The organism is Paenibacillus psychroresistens (genome assembly GCF_009728935.1).
Classification (GTDB): Bacteria; Bacillota; Bacilli; order Paenibacillales; family NBRC-103111; genus Paenibacillus_AC; species Paenibacillus_AC psychroresistens.
Genome location: NZ_CP034235.1, coordinates 3,759,701 through 3,774,134 on the forward strand (window position 1 = coordinate 3,759,701; position 14,434 = coordinate 3,774,134).

17 protein-coding genes are annotated in these 14,434 nt (G+C 40.6%); 13 read left to right on the forward strand and 4 right to left on the reverse strand.

Features of this window, described 5'->3' with window-relative positions; all coding sequences use genetic code 11:
* Window positions 1-20: 20 nt before the first annotated feature.
* From sdaAB to EHS13_RS17025, 9 genes are all read left to right on the forward strand, one after another.
* The gene (gene sdaAB / locus EHS13_RS16990; RefSeq protein ID WP_155701479.1) at window positions 21-701 is read left to right on the forward strand and encodes an L-serine ammonia-lyase, iron-sulfur-dependent subunit beta; all 681 of its coding nucleotides are present in this window, start codon (window positions 21-23) and stop codon (window positions 699-701) included.
* A complete protein-coding gene (sdaAA, locus tag EHS13_RS16995) occupies window positions 698-1,582 on the forward strand; it encodes an L-serine ammonia-lyase, iron-sulfur-dependent, subunit alpha (RefSeq protein ID WP_155701480.1) in 885 nt (294 codons plus the stop codon). The genes sdaAB and sdaAA overlap by 4 nt, the downstream gene beginning before the upstream one ends.
* Before the next feature lie 13 nt (window positions 1,583-1,595).
* A complete protein-coding gene (locus tag EHS13_RS17000) occupies window positions 1,596-2,951 on the forward strand; it encodes a nucleotidyl cyclase domain-containing protein (RefSeq protein WP_155701481.1) in 1,356 nt (451 codons plus the stop codon).
* Window positions 2,952-3,077: 126 nt separating this feature from the next.
* The gene (locus EHS13_RS17005; RefSeq protein WP_155701482.1) at window positions 3,078-4,187 is read left to right on the forward strand and encodes a glycosyltransferase WbsX family protein; all 1,110 of its coding nucleotides are present in this window, start codon (window positions 3,078-3,080) and stop codon (window positions 4,185-4,187) included.
* Window positions 4,188-4,211: 24 nt separating this feature from the next.
* On the forward strand, window positions 4,212-5,093 hold the full coding sequence (locus EHS13_RS17010; RefSeq protein ID WP_155701483.1) for an AraC family transcriptional regulator: 882 nt from the start codon (window positions 4,212-4,214) through the stop codon (window positions 5,091-5,093).
* A gap of 59 nt (window positions 5,094-5,152) precedes the next feature.
* Window positions 5,153-5,335 (forward strand): hypothetical protein, encoded by a 183-nt coding sequence (locus tag EHS13_RS17015; RefSeq protein ID WP_155701484.1) that lies wholly within the window; start codon window positions 5,153-5,155, stop codon window positions 5,333-5,335.
* Window positions 5,336-5,352: 17 nt separating this feature from the next.
* The gene (locus EHS13_RS36415; protein WP_193571510.1) at window positions 5,353-5,502 is read left to right on the forward strand and encodes a hypothetical protein; all 150 of its coding nucleotides are present in this window, start codon (window positions 5,353-5,355) and stop codon (window positions 5,500-5,502) included.
* 163 nt (window positions 5,503-5,665) lie between these two features.
* Window positions 5,666-7,543, forward strand: a complete 1,878-nt coding sequence (locus EHS13_RS17020; protein WP_155701485.1) for a beta-ketoacyl-ACP synthase III — start codon at window positions 5,666-5,668, stop codon at window positions 7,541-7,543.
* A 22-nt stretch (window positions 7,544-7,565) separates the two neighbouring features.
* Window positions 7,566-8,459: a DUF6999 family protein gene (locus tag EHS13_RS17025; RefSeq protein WP_155701486.1), complete on the forward strand. Its 894-nt coding sequence runs from the start codon at window positions 7,566-7,568 to the stop codon at window positions 8,457-8,459.
* Window positions 8,460-8,468: 9 nt separating this feature from the next.
* Here EHS13_RS17025 and EHS13_RS37550 read toward each other — a convergent pair whose 3' ends face one another.
* Both EHS13_RS37550 and EHS13_RS17035 read right to left on the reverse strand, forming a co-directional pair.
* Window positions 8,469-8,726, reverse strand: a complete 258-nt coding sequence (locus tag EHS13_RS37550) for a sterol desaturase family protein (RefSeq protein ID WP_405083587.1) — start codon at window positions 8,724-8,726, stop codon at window positions 8,469-8,471.
* A 34-nt stretch (window positions 8,727-8,760) separates the two neighbouring features.
* A complete protein-coding gene (locus tag EHS13_RS17035; RefSeq protein WP_155701488.1) occupies window positions 8,761-8,976 on the reverse strand; it encodes a hypothetical protein in 216 nt (71 codons plus the stop codon).
* Window positions 8,977-9,109: 133 nt separating this feature from the next.
* Here EHS13_RS17035 and EHS13_RS17040 point away from each other — a divergent pair, with 133 nt between their 5' ends.
* The 4 genes from EHS13_RS17040 (at window position 9,110) to EHS13_RS17055 (ending at window position 12,451) form a co-directional block, all read left to right on the forward strand.
* Complete coding sequence (locus EHS13_RS17040) at window positions 9,110-9,529, forward strand: Rrf2 family transcriptional regulator (RefSeq protein ID WP_155701490.1); 420 nt, start codon at window positions 9,110-9,112, stop codon at window positions 9,527-9,529.
* A 65-nt stretch (window positions 9,530-9,594) separates the two neighbouring features.
* On the forward strand, window positions 9,595-10,866 hold the full coding sequence (locus EHS13_RS17045) for an MFS transporter (protein ID WP_155701492.1): 1,272 nt from the start codon (window positions 9,595-9,597) through the stop codon (window positions 10,864-10,866).
* A gap of 74 nt (window positions 10,867-10,940) precedes the next feature.
* Entirely contained in the window at window positions 10,941-12,014 is a 1,074-nt protein-coding gene (locus EHS13_RS17050; RefSeq protein WP_155705401.1) for a DUF3900 domain-containing protein, read from the forward strand.
* A 68-nt stretch (window positions 12,015-12,082) separates the two neighbouring features.
* Complete coding sequence (locus EHS13_RS17055; RefSeq protein ID WP_155701493.1) at window positions 12,083-12,451, forward strand: hypothetical protein; 369 nt, start codon at window positions 12,083-12,085, stop codon at window positions 12,449-12,451.
* Between the two features lie 99 nt (window positions 12,452-12,550).
* Here EHS13_RS17055 and EHS13_RS17060 read toward each other — a convergent pair whose 3' ends face one another.
* Together EHS13_RS17060 and EHS13_RS17065 are read right to left on the reverse strand one after the other, a co-directional pair.
* Complete coding sequence (locus EHS13_RS17060; protein WP_155701494.1) at window positions 12,551-13,381, reverse strand: carbohydrate ABC transporter permease; 831 nt, start codon at window positions 13,379-13,381, stop codon at window positions 12,551-12,553.
* Window positions 13,381-14,268 (reverse strand): carbohydrate ABC transporter permease, encoded by an 888-nt coding sequence (locus tag EHS13_RS17065; RefSeq protein ID WP_155701496.1) that lies wholly within the window; start codon window positions 14,266-14,268, stop codon window positions 13,381-13,383. The genes EHS13_RS17060 and EHS13_RS17065 overlap by 1 nt, the downstream gene beginning before the upstream one ends.
* Window positions 14,269-14,434: the final 166 nt, after the last annotated feature.

The window sequence follows — 14,434 nt, forward strand, 5'->3', positions numbered from 1 at the left end:
GACAGTTGAGGAGGCTACCTATGCGTTTTAAAGATGTATTTTCGATTATTGGTCCCGCAATGATTGGCCCTTCCAGCTCACATACAGCAGGTGCGGTTCGCTTAGGACGAGTGGCTCGGCATATTCTAGCTGAAGTACCGCAAAAAGCCGAAATTACCTTTTACGGATCTTTTGCGGAAACCTATCAGGGGCATGGTACCGATTATGCTATCATTGGAGGCTTGCTTGATTATGAAACCTTCGATCAACGTATTGCAACTTCACTGGCAACAGCAGAACAAATGGGGATTGAGATTAGCTTCAAACGAGGCAAAGCTCTCGTCGCTCACCCAAATACCGTGTTAATGCATCTTACCTCGAAGACCCATGAGGTCAAAGTTGTCGGTTCCTCCATTGGGGGAGGTACAATAGAAATTAACCACATTAACAACTTTGATGTGAATTTCAGTGGGAGCTATCCAACGCTGCTAATTTTTCATCTGGATCGCCCAGGTATGGTTGCGGAGCTAGCCCAAATTCTACTTAAGAAAAATATCAATATTGCTTATATGGATATAGATCGTAAAGGGAGAAGTAGCGAGGCCCTTACAGCTCTCGAATTGGATAGCTCAATATCCACGGAGCTTATCGACGAGATAAGTCGCATTCCAAGTGTGACTAATGTGAGTAAGGTCGATATAACAGGAGGCGTTTCACAATGAGATTTAGTACCTTAGCACAGCTAACGGAAATATGTAATGCTGAGCATAAATCCATTTCTCAGGTTATGTTAGAAGAACAAGCAGCTGAAACGGGACATAGCCAGCAAAGCGAATTTCGCAAAATGGCTGAATATTATCAAATCATGAAACAAGCTGTTCATAAAGGTTTAACAGAAGACACTACTTCGCGAAGTGGCCTAACAGGGATGGATGCTCAAAGAATCATGACTTTCTTAGAGACGAATGAATCCTCCCTGGGAGCTGAAGCCTGTGAAACTATGGCATGTGCGCTTGCCGTTTCCGAGGTTAATGCTTCAATGGGGCGAATTATTGCTACGCCAACCGCTGGTTCCTGCGGGATAATTCCTGGCGTTTTTATTCGGACACAGAAGCGGTTTCAGTGGACGGATGACCATATGGTTAATGGCTTATTCTGTGCAGGGGCTATTGGATATGTAATTGCTAACAATTCATTCATTTCTGGAGCTGAAGGTGGTTGTCAAGCAGAGGTTGGTTCTGCAATTGGCATGGCGGCAGGAGCTTTAGTTGAGCTTCGTGGCGGAACACCTGAGCAAGCCATTCATGCTGTTGGCCTTGCACTGAAAAATTCCCTGGGTTTAATCTGTGATCCAGTTGGTGGATTGGTCGAAATCCCTTGCATAGTCCGCAATGGATTCGGTGCCGTTACCGCCTTGGCTGCAGCAGATATGGCTATGGCAGGTGTACTTAGCGTTATTCCTTCCGATGAGGTTGTACAGGTAATGCTCGAAGTTGGCAGTGCAATGCCAGCTAAACATCGCGAAACTGCTAAAGGCGGGCTGGCGCAAACTCCAACTGGCAAGAAAATTATGAAGCAGCTTTATCGGAATAATAAACAATAGGAGTTGAGTCTGCATGCTCGATCATACAGCGGAAACGACCTCGAACGAGAAGGGGATCACCATTGGCATAATCGGACCGCCAATGATGGTTAAAAACATCCAGAAAGCACTTAAGGGTTTCCCTTCTTTTTCGCCCATTGTTAAAGCTTATACGGATGAAGCTGAAGTTCCTAAATTAGCTAAGGAATTATGCGAAATAGCTGAAGTTCTGCTGTTTTCGGGGCTTCATCCCTATAAGATCGCTAAAGAACAAATGAATTTCCCCATTCCAGTGCATTACTTACCGCTAACTGGCATGGGGCTTTTTCGTGCATTGTTTCGGGTGCAGAAGTCTGAGGAACGGCTCATTTTCACGGTTGATTCATTGAGCAAAAAGCTAGTGGAGAAAACGTTTATTGAAATGGGCGCGGATTTACCTGCTATTGTTTGTTATGATGGTTCACCTAATCCTTCCACGGAAGAGCTTGTTAGCTTTCATCGCAAGCTTTATGCAAGTCATCGAGGCGGTATCGCGATAACGGGTATCAAATCGGTTGCAGATATGCTCACCAAGGAAGGGATTCCGAATGATTGGATTGTGCCCACTGAGCACGATATAATCGTCAGCCTTGAACGTGCGCTATTATCGACGGTGACTAGAAGAAGTAAAGAATCGCAAATTGTCGTTGGGATGATTAATGTCGACGAATTTGGCCGTTTGGTAGAGAAAAAGAAGTCGGAGCATGATATTCAACGGTTAAAGCTGGATATTTATCGAATGCTGATTGGTTATGTAGAGTCTTTGGAGGGTCATTTGACTCATCTTGGCGGGGACGATTATTTATTCTTTACGACTCGCGGTATTTTTGAACGAGAAACAGGTGGTTATAAATCAATACCTTTGGCTCATGAGCTAGAGAAGGCATTTCATCTTTCGCTGAGTATAGGAATTGGCTTTGGTCGCTCTGCTAGTGAAGCAGGGACTCATGCTCGAATGGCTTTACGAAATGCTAAAGAAGCAGGCGGCAATATCTGTTTTATTATTCGTGAGGATGGCAGTATGATTGGTCCCTTAGAGATGGCCGCAGCCAATGAAGTCGATTTATCGATGATTCCCATTGAATTAATAGAGCGAACGGAGAATAGTGGGATGACCCAGGTGTATCTCAGTAAAATGGCCGCATATATAACCCGACATGGGAAAACAGAATATACAGCAGATGAATTATCGACATGCTTAGGGGTTACTATTCGCAGTACACACCGATTATTAAGCAATTGGGTAGATGAAAAGCTGATCGATATTATCGGTGAAGAGAAACCTAGTGCCAAGGGAAGGCCTAAGCAAATCTACCGTTTAGCTTTTTTAAGTGAATTGATTCGTCGTTAAGTAATAATGTCGTATTTACCGTAATAGTTTGTCAGTTATGGCATGAGGTAATCTCAAGTATTTCATTATAATTAGGTTAATAGACAAGTCATTCAAATCTATTATAATGAGAAAAGAGGACCTGAAATGAAACAAGAATATGATGTAGCCGCCTACATTTGGCCGGCCTATACGGGTGACGAAAAGCGAACAAGAATGTTCTGGCCCGAGGGAATTGGCGAGTGGCAATCTGTTAAAAACTCCGTTAAAAAATTCCCCGAACATAACTGGCCAAGAAAACCGATATGGGGCTATGTTAACGAAGCGGATCCTTATGTCATGGAAATGCAGATAAATGCTGCAGCCGATCATGGCGTAAATGTTTTTATTTATGATTGGTATTGGTACGATAGGCGTCCTTTTCTCGAGAATTGTCTAAACGATGGCTACTTGAAAGCAAAGAATAATGACAGAGTTAAATTTTATCTAATGTGGGCTAACCATAATGTTAATAATACCTGGGATATTCGCAATTCCCATGAACCAGATAATATGATTTGGGATGCAGCCGTTGACCGTAAGGAATTTGAGATCATTGCTCATAGATTAATTGATAACTATTTCAAACATCCGTCTTATTATACAATTGAAGGCAAGCCTGTATTTATGATTTATGATCTTGCTAACCTGATTATAGGTTTAGGCGGTGCCAAGGAAACCAAAGATGCCTTTGAATGGTTCAGAGCTCAGGCTGTAATTGCTGGCTTGCCGGGACTTCATCTTCAGCTGACCAAGTGGGGTGAGGAGAATTTCAATCTTAGCGGTGTAGATGAAGGGGATAAGGCTACTTCAAACGAAATCGTTAAGTTTTTAGGCTTTGATAGTATGACCCATTATCAGTTTGTGCATTTTGTCGATATTGATCGTGACTATAACGATATTATGGTTGATGTTGTAGAAGAGTGGGCGAAGATTGAACAGGATCATGATATTCCCTATTTTCCTCATATCTCTGTGGGCTGGGACAATAATCCGCGATTCAAGGATTTGGTTTCAGGCATTGTGAAGAATAATACGCCGGAAAATGTCCAAAAGGCGTTTGCTCAAGCCAAGGAATATGCCGATGCACATCCAGGGCAGCCACCGCTAATAACCATCAACAGCTGGAATGAATGGACGGAAACTAGCTATCTTTTGCCGGATGATCTGTATGGTTATGGTTACTTAGAAGCGGTTAAGAAGACTTTCGTTAAATAAATTAGAGCTGAGGGGAGCGAGCGAATGAAGAGACCTTCTGAAACATTAAGGGGAGCAGATTATTTTCCTGCTAGTTCTCCGATATTTATAACTCGCTCCATCGAGCATTTCGAGTATCCGTATCATGCCCATGATTTTATTGAATTTGCATTCGTCGCAGAGGGGCGCGGCTTTCATCATATGGAGGATCAAGTGCAACCCGTTCGTTCCGGACAATTATTTATTATACCGATTGGGGTTTCCCACGTATTCCGACCTTCTACAACAGGTGACCACAAAGACAAGCTAGTCGTTTATAATTGTTTGTTTTCACCGTTAATTCTTCAAGCCTTGCAAGCCATTATTGTCGAAAATGATATTCAAAGTTTTGTGGATACCCTTGTTCAGGACGCCATTTCATCTATTTCAGTTCTAGATGCAAAGGGTAATATTTCGAAGCTGTTTACGGCGTTATATCAAGAATTCTCTTTAGTTCGAAACGGAAGCTACTCATGTTTAAATAGTTTATTACTGCAGCTGATCATTGAAATTTATCGCTGCACGTTGCCAGATCCAGATTCGAACAATGAACATAAGCAGCAAACAACCTTCATACATACCCTTGAACATATTGAGCATAATTATGCAGAAATGATATCTCTACAGCAGCTAGCAGCCATAACTGGATGGAGTGAACGACAGTTACAGAGGTTGTTCCATAAGCATACAGGTCAATCGTTTCGCAGCTATCTTCAGGAGCAACGGATTCGTAAAAGCTGTGAAATGCTGCGTGATTCTCAAGATAAAATCAGTATAGTTGCTGAAAATGTAGGCTATAAAGATATGAATTCCTTTCTTGCTGTTTTTAGAAGGATAATGGGAACTTCACCCGGAGCATATCGTAAGGATGGTCTACTAGATAAATAATAAACGGCTTATTGGCACACCCTATCTCGTATCGATTTAACGAGGGGGTGAAAGAGTCCATGGAGAATAAGGAACATAGCGGGAATTATGTTGGAACGACTAACATGAATGCGAAGAATCAAGATCTAGCTTTCGTTAATGATACTTTAGAAAATGCCGATAATACGACCTCTGTTAATACTATGAAGGATGATATTAACGAAGGGCATGAAGATGAACCATTAAACACAAATGGAGTCTAATAGGGGGCCAAGTCGAAATGACAAAGAAAAAAGCCAAGGATAAGAATCTACAAAATGTCGATAAAAATTTGAAGAAATCAGCTGTGAACAGCCATCAGGCGCAGCAAATCCAACAGGATACCAATGATCGTAGACACAAAGATGCATTGAATCATGATGAAAGCTAGGTTGACCATTTAGATTGAATATTTTTAAGAGAAAGCCTTATCCTTTTGATTTCAAGAGGATAAGGCTTTAAGTGGGGTACTAGAAAATAATAGTACTTCTTTTTTTGCGTATAAGTTGTAATATGGAAAATATTACAGAAACATAGTAGGAGTGAGGCTTAATATGAATAACAAAGTTTATATAACAGCATTGGGTAAATTTCTGCCTGGAGCTCCGATTGCAAACGATGAAATGGAGGATTATCTAGGGAGGATAGGCGGAAAACCTTCTAAAGCTAAAAAACGGGTACTTGATCAGAATGGGATTAAATCTCGCCATTACGCCATTGATAAACAACAAAACTCACTTTACAGCAATGCAGAAATGGCAGCATTTGCTATTAAAGATAGTATGCGCCATGTTGATTTTGATCAGAATCAAATGGATTTTTTAGCGGTGGCGACGGCACAAGCAGATTTAATCCTGCCTGGCTTTGCAAGTATGGTTCATGCTGAATTGGGAACCCCTCCATGTGAGCTGGCTAATTTGTTTGGCATCTGTGTAACGGGAATGACCGCAATCAAAAGTGCCTATCTGCAAGTAAAAACAGGCGAAAAGCAATATGCAGTAGCTTGTGCGAGTGAGTTTCCGAGTCGTGTTTTTAAAAGCAGCAGATATGAGGCTCAAGCTAAATTTCGAGATGGAGACAGCATTCCATTTGATACGGATTTCTTGCGTTTTATGCTTTCAGATGGTGCGGGTGCGGCTGTTTTACAAGATCATCCAAGTCCTCATGGACTCTCATTGCAAATCGAGTGGATTGATATTAAGTCGCATGCTTCCCAATATGAACCGTGTATGTACTCGGGTGCAAACAAAACTCAAACTGGTGAAATGGATACGACCTGGCTTGATTATCCAACCTTTCAGGAAGCGGCCGATGCTGGCGCATTAAATGTTAAACAAGACATTCGGCTTGTCCAGAACATGCCTAAGCTTGGAGTAGATGGCTTTTTCCGTCTTATTGATGAAGGTAAAATAGCTCCGAATGAGCTGGATTGGATTGTTTGCCATTATTCCTCTGATTTTTTTAGAGCAGAAATCTTCAAGCTTTTAAATATGGGCGGTTTAAATATTCCTGAAGACAAATGGTTTACAAATTTGTACACCAAGGGGAACACAGGCTCTGCATCGATTTATATTATGCTGGAAGAAATGCTTAACGAAGGCAAACTGAAGATGGGGCAAAAAATATGCTGTATTGTCCCAGAAAGCGGCCGATTTATGATGGCTTATATGATGCTTACGGTAGTTGGTCCCACTGGGAATAAGAATTCTAATCCTGAGGTACCTGAAATACGTGTACCAGAAGCACCCCATATTGCAACAACAGGTACCGAAACACAAGAGTGGCTCGTTAGACAATTGGTGCGGGTCTGGATTGATTTTGAATCAAAGCTTAATCAGGTACCGATTATTCATAAGTTAAATGCGGGCAAGTTTACTTTAGAGGATTATAAAATCTTAATGGAAAATATACGTCAGCAGGTTGTTGAAGGATCACAGTGGATTGCTAGAGCTGCCTCTAATGTTTCGATAGATTTAATCGATATTCGCTCCATGTTCATCGCTCATGCTTCGGATGAGCATCGCGATTATCAAATGCTGGAGAAAAATTATGTTTCGGTTGGTGGAAATCTTAAAGATATCATTTCTGGTGAAAAAAATGTAGGCAGTGAAGCTCTATCCGCCTATATGTTCCAACGTGCGAGTCGTGAAAATCCATTTGACTTGTTAGGCGGCATGTTTATTGTGGAAGGCTTAGGAAACCGAATGGCTAAACATTGGGGGACTTTAATCCGTGATCAATTAGGTTTACGTGATGATCAAGTGTCGTTTCTGTTATATCATAGTGTTAGTGATATCAATCATTTCGATCGCTTGGAGAAATCAATCCAATCCGATATTCTGACGATGCAGGTTGCTGAAAAGGTGGTGAAAACGGCGAAAGTTACGGCTAGATTATATCTGCTTCAGTTGGAAGAGTTGGGTAATATCTAAAAGGCGAAGGGGATAAATAAGCATGGAAAAAACGTTTTATGATGAAATGGAACTAGATCCTAATGACCCAAATCCCTGGCAAGCCCTTTACTTGGACAAAAGTATTCCTTTTAACAATCGAGCGAAGATGCTGTTCCTACAGGATGCTCAATCGAAATCACGGCAATTTCTATTGCCTGTAATACGCCCATTTGCCAGACTTTGCATTGTATTATTTCAATTAATTAAATTGGTTATTCCGAAAAAATTCACTTCACCGCGTTTATTGCATCAGATCCTTTATTGGGGGATGAAAACTTTCGTGTCTCCGCAAGCCAATGAAATGATTTTGCGACATTTTAATATTGGTTCAGAAATTCTGGCTTTCATCAAAAGCAATACTTCCGTAGACATAGAAATGAACCCATTAAAACCGAAAAACTTGCTGGCTGTGAAAGACAATTTATTTCTGATCCACGATTTGAATCTTTATAATTTTATTATTCGACTTAATAAAGAATTGAAAGAGAAGAATATTCGCTTGCAGCCGCCGGAAAAGCTCAATCTGGATAATATTTCGGATGATTCCTTAGGAATCGAGCCGATGCCCAATCGCTGGACTAACTTTTTGGATTTAACCACAGCGATTGAGATATTCACACCTGTCTATCAGTTACTCTTAACCGATAGTGACTTTTGGAGGGCTTCTAATTCCTTGCAGCTGGATGAAACGATCGGGATTTATGCGGCAACGATTTTAAATAGCCCCCAGCATTTGGCACTGTTGAATAACAAGCATCCGTTGGTACCTTTAAGTACGATTAGTGCGGGGTATCGGTTGATTTTACATGGACTTTCGTCAGAGGAATTGCATGCTCTATTAAACCGCAAGAAACATGCTATGGCAAGCGGCGGAAATGATCACAATGGGATATGACTTCGAGAATCATAGGGGAGGAGTCTCGCTTTCTATTTTTTTGGAAATGGAAGACCCAAATAACTGATCAAAAATCGGCAATAAGAAGCCGAAGTTTCCCTTATTGTGACTATGATGCAAGCTATGTCGCCGGCTAAAGGATAAGAGGTTGGAGGTACGCTTGAGTGGAAACATATCGTAATGAAAATGGCCAATCGCGTTAAAGGTAATACTAGTTAACGGCAGAGTTAATAAAGCAATCCCTCCAATATCATTATAGAATGATATTGGAGATTAACCAGAAAATTCGTAATTTGGCAGTCTAAGTTTCTCTTTTTCCACGCTCATGATTGAGTTTTTCTTTCTGTTCTTCATTGGGAAGCCTATCTAATTTCCATTCTGTATCACCCATCATTACGTCACTTGGGAATTTATCTCCACGTTTTAAGAGTTGTTCACGCCCCCATTCTGTTGTATAGACGCCGTCAGTTTCAACATCTTCGCTTGAAACAGGATCCATGCTTTTTCCTTCACCCATTGAACAATCGACTCCTTATTATAAAATTTACTGCTCTGTTTATCCTTCCCAGAATGGATATGAAATATTTTACTTGACGAAATTAACTGTAATGAATAATATTGTAGTTAACGAAAGTGAGAGGTGGCCACCTATGAATAGTGATTTTACGATAGCTGTACACAGTCTTTCTTATTTGGCTCATTTACCTACACAGAGTGCGCCAAGTGACCGAATTGCCCAAAGTGTTTCGGTACATCCCGTCAGAGTTCGCAAGATTCTAAGCCTACTGTGTAAACAAGGCTACATTAATTCCAAAGAAGGAGCCAAGGGCGGTTTTGAGCTTAATTGCAAGCCGGAGGATGTCACTTTGAATGAGCTTTACTTGCTTACATCAGAAGGGACTTTAAAGCCTAAGTTTCCTAATCCCAATAAGCAATGTTTAATTGGTGCTAATATTGAGAATGCCATGGATGGAATATTCGATGCTTTAGAAAATCAAGTGGGCAATTATTTACTTAATTACACAATCGCTGATATTTTGGAGCGAGTGCAAGCGGAAGCAAGCTTATAATTTTTTTTGATTTTTACTGTAATATTATTTGATACAGTAATTTATTCAAGATTGGAGAGAATGAGATGCAAGAGACTTCGAAGGCTTCAAAGGTTTATTACGGATGGTTTGTTGTAGGCATCGCATTCTTGGTTTTGTTGGTATCAGCAGGGATTAATTCTGTTCCGAGTATCTTAATGCTGCCGCTTGAAAAGGAATTTGGTTGGGATCGTGCTGCAGTTTCAGGTGCCGTATCCATCAAGATTCTATTATATGGTTTAATGGGACCTTTCTCAGCGGCATTAATGGCCAAATTTGGGATTCGTAGAATGATGGTTACCTCAATGGCTTTCTTGGCTGTTAGCTTATCGCTGACTCCGCAAATTACAGAGCTTTGGCAGTTCTTTCTGTTATGGGGTGTAGTTGTTGGGCTTGCAACAGGTATGCTGGCCAATGTTCTAGGAGTAACAATTGCAAATCGCTGGTTCGTCAAGCATAAAGGATTAGTTGTTGGTATGCTTACAGCGAGTGCCGCCACAGGGCAGCTGCTTTTCTTGCCGCTACTAGCCAACATTACAATAAATATAGGCTGGCGATATGCGATTTATACGACAGTAGCGGCGCTGCTGATTCTGCTTCCAGTAGTCGCTATCTGGATGAGAAATCATCCGTTCGATGTAGGGAAAGCTTCTCTTGGGACGGATGAGATATTGAAGCCAACACCTTTTACGGGAAATCTATTTATGGTACCGTTACGTGCGCTTCGCGATGCTTCCAAGAATAAAACCTTTTGGCTGCTGGCGGGAACATTTTTCTTCTGTGGATTCTCGACTAATGGCTTGATAGGAACGCATCTTATTCCAGCATGTGGAGATTATGGTATCCCAGTAGTAACAGCGGCTGGATTACTTGCACTTATGGGAATGTTCGATTTGGTGGGGACAACATTATCTGGTTGGTTGTCAGATCGATTTGATAGTCGAAAGCTGCTGTTCTGGTATTATGGACTTCGTGGTCTTTCATTGATCTTTTTACCGCAAGCCTTGGGTCTAGGTTATACATCGTTGTTAATCTTTGCCGTTTTCTACGGTTTGGATTGGATCGCAACGGTTCCGCCTACAGTCAGACTTACCTCTGATGTCTTTGGCAAAGAGAAGGCGGGTATGGTATTTGGCTGGATTGTAGTGGCTCATCAGATTGGTGCTTCTACTGCAGCTTATGGTGCTGGCGTTATGCGGGATTTATTAGGAAGCTATACTTTACCTTTTATCGTAGCAGGGTTCGTTTGTTTGTATGCAGCATTAATGGCTATTCGGATCAAAGCAGCAGGCAAGAAGGTTCAAATCGCAGGCGTTTAAAAATCGCAATAAGCGGAAGCCGCAAAATATGATACAATGGATTTTGTGTGATTAAGCGAAATTGGGGTGCAGCAATGGAATTTTCAATTGATTATTTATCATTTTTCGTGGTTCAAGCGGAGGATAAGGAAACGAATGCAACAAAAGCATTTAAACATTATCAAACCTTGAACCAGGAAAGCTACCAGGAAAGTGATTTAAAAGGTTTTCTGAATAGTGAATTTGCGAGAATTGCTAAACGTAAAGTCGAAAAGAACCCGAATACGGACCAAGCGCCAACTAAAATTGGCCATTTTATAGTAGAGCCTGGATATGAGCTCGACAGCAACCCGAATTATAATCTTCTTCAATATATTCTAACTGCAGATACCAAGGGCGATTTTCAGGATCAATGTGATGGTTTGGTTCGCTTATATATGGAAACAAGCTCAGTACGAGGCGGAGCGTTTATTATTTCTCGTGCTAAGCTGCCCAAATATACGGAAGCCTCCTTTTTATTTGTGATGAAATGTGATTTTGAACCTAATATTGCTCGGATTTCCGATGAAAAAAACTTGATTTCGCAAGTCGAAATGGCGATTAGTGCCCGAAACATTAAATCGATTCAATATCCTTATATGCCTGAACCGGGCATGATCGAGGAGAGTGAATTAAAAATACATCAAGCCTCGCATGCACGTTATTTTGAAGATTTTCTAAAATTCATATCCTATGAAAAATCAATGCCAGAGATCATGAATGAGCAAATGTCGAACATGGTCTATGAGTACATAGAGCAAAAGTATCCGGATAAAGAGGATGAGGAACGCAAGGACGAAGTAGCGAGCTTGGAGGTTTGGGCAGCAAGCGAGAAAAGAGTGCTGCAGAAGAAATGGGAACCGGAACAGGTGATTGAAGCTACAACTCAGCTAGTCGAGCAGAAGGAAGACATTGAGCTTAAATTCAAGCTGGATGGGATCAACATTAAAGCACTTTTATCCGATTATGGCAATCAGCTTCATATCACACAGCTGAATGGACGATATGTAATCCTGATAGAAGGCGAGCTTATCCAATTTGAAAAAGGCGTATCTCCAGTAGAATTGCTAAATCCACCGCAATTACATGATGTGATTGATCAAATTAAGCTGAGGATGAAAGAAGAATAATACGAAGGCTCTCGTTGCGGGAATGATTTTTAACAGGCACTTTAGATGAAATAGGAACTTTTTTTCAATTGTGGAGTTATTCCCACGAGTTTGTCCAGTTCTCTAATCATCTTAATGCAGCCGATTTTGCTGTTGTTCCTGTGATGATTGCTTTAATTCATCAAACCTTTAGTACGTGGGGAAGATATTTGCTTGCGAGTATTGCAGTCTCGTTGGTTTGCGCATTTATTGGCTTGCCGCTCTTTGTTTACTTAGGTATCACTGAATTAAGCAATTGGGCTTACATCAATTCATTTTTCACTTTGTTTTTAACCGGCGTGCTAGTCAAAATTATTGTACATTTCATTACTGCAAGGAATCTTAAAGTGGAGCATCCTGCAAAATCAGAGCCTAAAATTAACTTCAATTTCTTTCAAAGAAGAAGGAAAGCTCGCTAGAAATTTTCAACATAAGGCACATGCAAATTTATAGAATATAAAAATCCCTTCCTCGATTAAAAGGAAGGGATTTTTATTATGAATCGATTATTAACAGCATTAACCTTTAATCGCTCCAGCCGCGACACCTTTAACGATGTGCTTTTGCAGCACGATGAACACTACAATGGAAGGTAGCACAGCCATCACCATCGCGGTCATTGCGTATTGCCAATCCGTTGTATACTGGCCAACGAAGGTATAAGCAGCCAAGGTTAAAGTCTTGGTGGAAGCAGATCCGTTCACCATAATTAATGGTAGCAGGAAGTCATTCCAAATCCACATAACATCAATGATAACGATGGTTGCTGTTACAGATTGCAGCAGTGGGAAAATGACACTTCTAAATAGTCGGATCGTAGTAGCTCCATCAATCGTTGCACTTTCATCGATTTCTTTAGGAATGGTTTTGACGAAGCCATGATATATGAAGATGGCTAATGGTGCTCCAAAGCCCCAGTATAGAATGCCTAATCCCCAGGTGGTATCGGATAAATGCAGCATTTTAGAAAATTTTAGCACCGTAATCATAATGGATTGAAAGGGAATCAGCATCGGAATGATACAGAGCATATAAATGATGCCGCTGATTCTGCTGTTGGTTCTGGAAAGCTTATAAGCGGCAAGTGAACCAAAAGCGATAATGCCGACGATTGCTATAGCTGTAATGACAAAGTTATTTAGAAACAATCTCGGGTAATTGATCAAAGTCCAAACATGCGAATAGTTGCCGAATTGGTAATGAGTTGGTAAAGCCATAACATTGGTCAGGATTTCTGAATAGCTTTTTAATGAATTGTAGAAGATCAAGAAAAGTGGAAATAAGAAAACGATAGCCAATATAATCATCACAATCTCTAATAAAATCAAGCCTGTTTTTTGAGTTTTCATCAGCTTTCAAGCTCCTTGCTCTTAAAGTATTTAAGCTGAACGATGGTGATTAGCAAGACAGCGATGAATAGAACTAAAGCCTTGGCTGTACCATAACCATACATGTTGTTCTGGAAGGTGTCGCGGAAAATATCATAGGTGATACTGTACGTTGAGCCTCCAGGTCCGCCTCCAGTTAAGGCAAGAATGACATCGAACACTTTTATCGAATTCGTTAAGGATAAGAAAATTGAAATCGTAATAGATGGAGCAAGCAAAGGCAACGTAATGCTGAAAAACCTCCGCATGAACCCGGCACCATCCATGGTTGCAGCCTCCTGTAATTCCTGAGGAATCGACTGTAAGCCTGCAATGTAGATGACTATGTAGAAGCCAATCGATTGCCAGATGGAGACCATCAGAATGGAGATAAAAGCTAATTTAGGTGTACCTAGCCAGCTGTATCCAAAGAACGAAAATCCAGTCAGCGTACCTAGAGCATCAAAGCCCTGCATGAAAATAAACTTCCAAATGAATCCGACCACTATTAAGCTTAAGATATAAGGAATGAAAAAGGCTGCTCTTAGGATGCTTGAGGTTTTAAACTTCTGATCGAGAATGACAGCAAGTAAAATCGCAAACACATTGATGATGATAATGTACAAAACCGTGTATTTGATGGTGAAAATAGAGGAGCTAATAAAATTAGTATCTCCGGAGAAAATTTGCTTGAAGTTATCTAGTCCGATAAATGTCGGGCTTTTTTGAATTCCATTCCATTCGGTAAAGGAATAAACCATACTCATAAAGAAAGGGATAAAAAATGAACAAGCAATCGCAATTAAAGCAGGTAGTATAAATAAACTGAATTCAATCTTCTCAAACGATCTTCTGCCAAATCGAAACATATCTTCACCTCATTATTAAATGTAAACTCAGTATAGTTCAGTTGTTGCTCTAAAAAAATGTGATTAAGTAATCAGAATAGGGTAATAACGTAATCTCTTTAATATCTCTTCATTAGACTAGATCAGAGCGGTAAGCTATAATGACAGAGTTCTTAATTATGGAGGA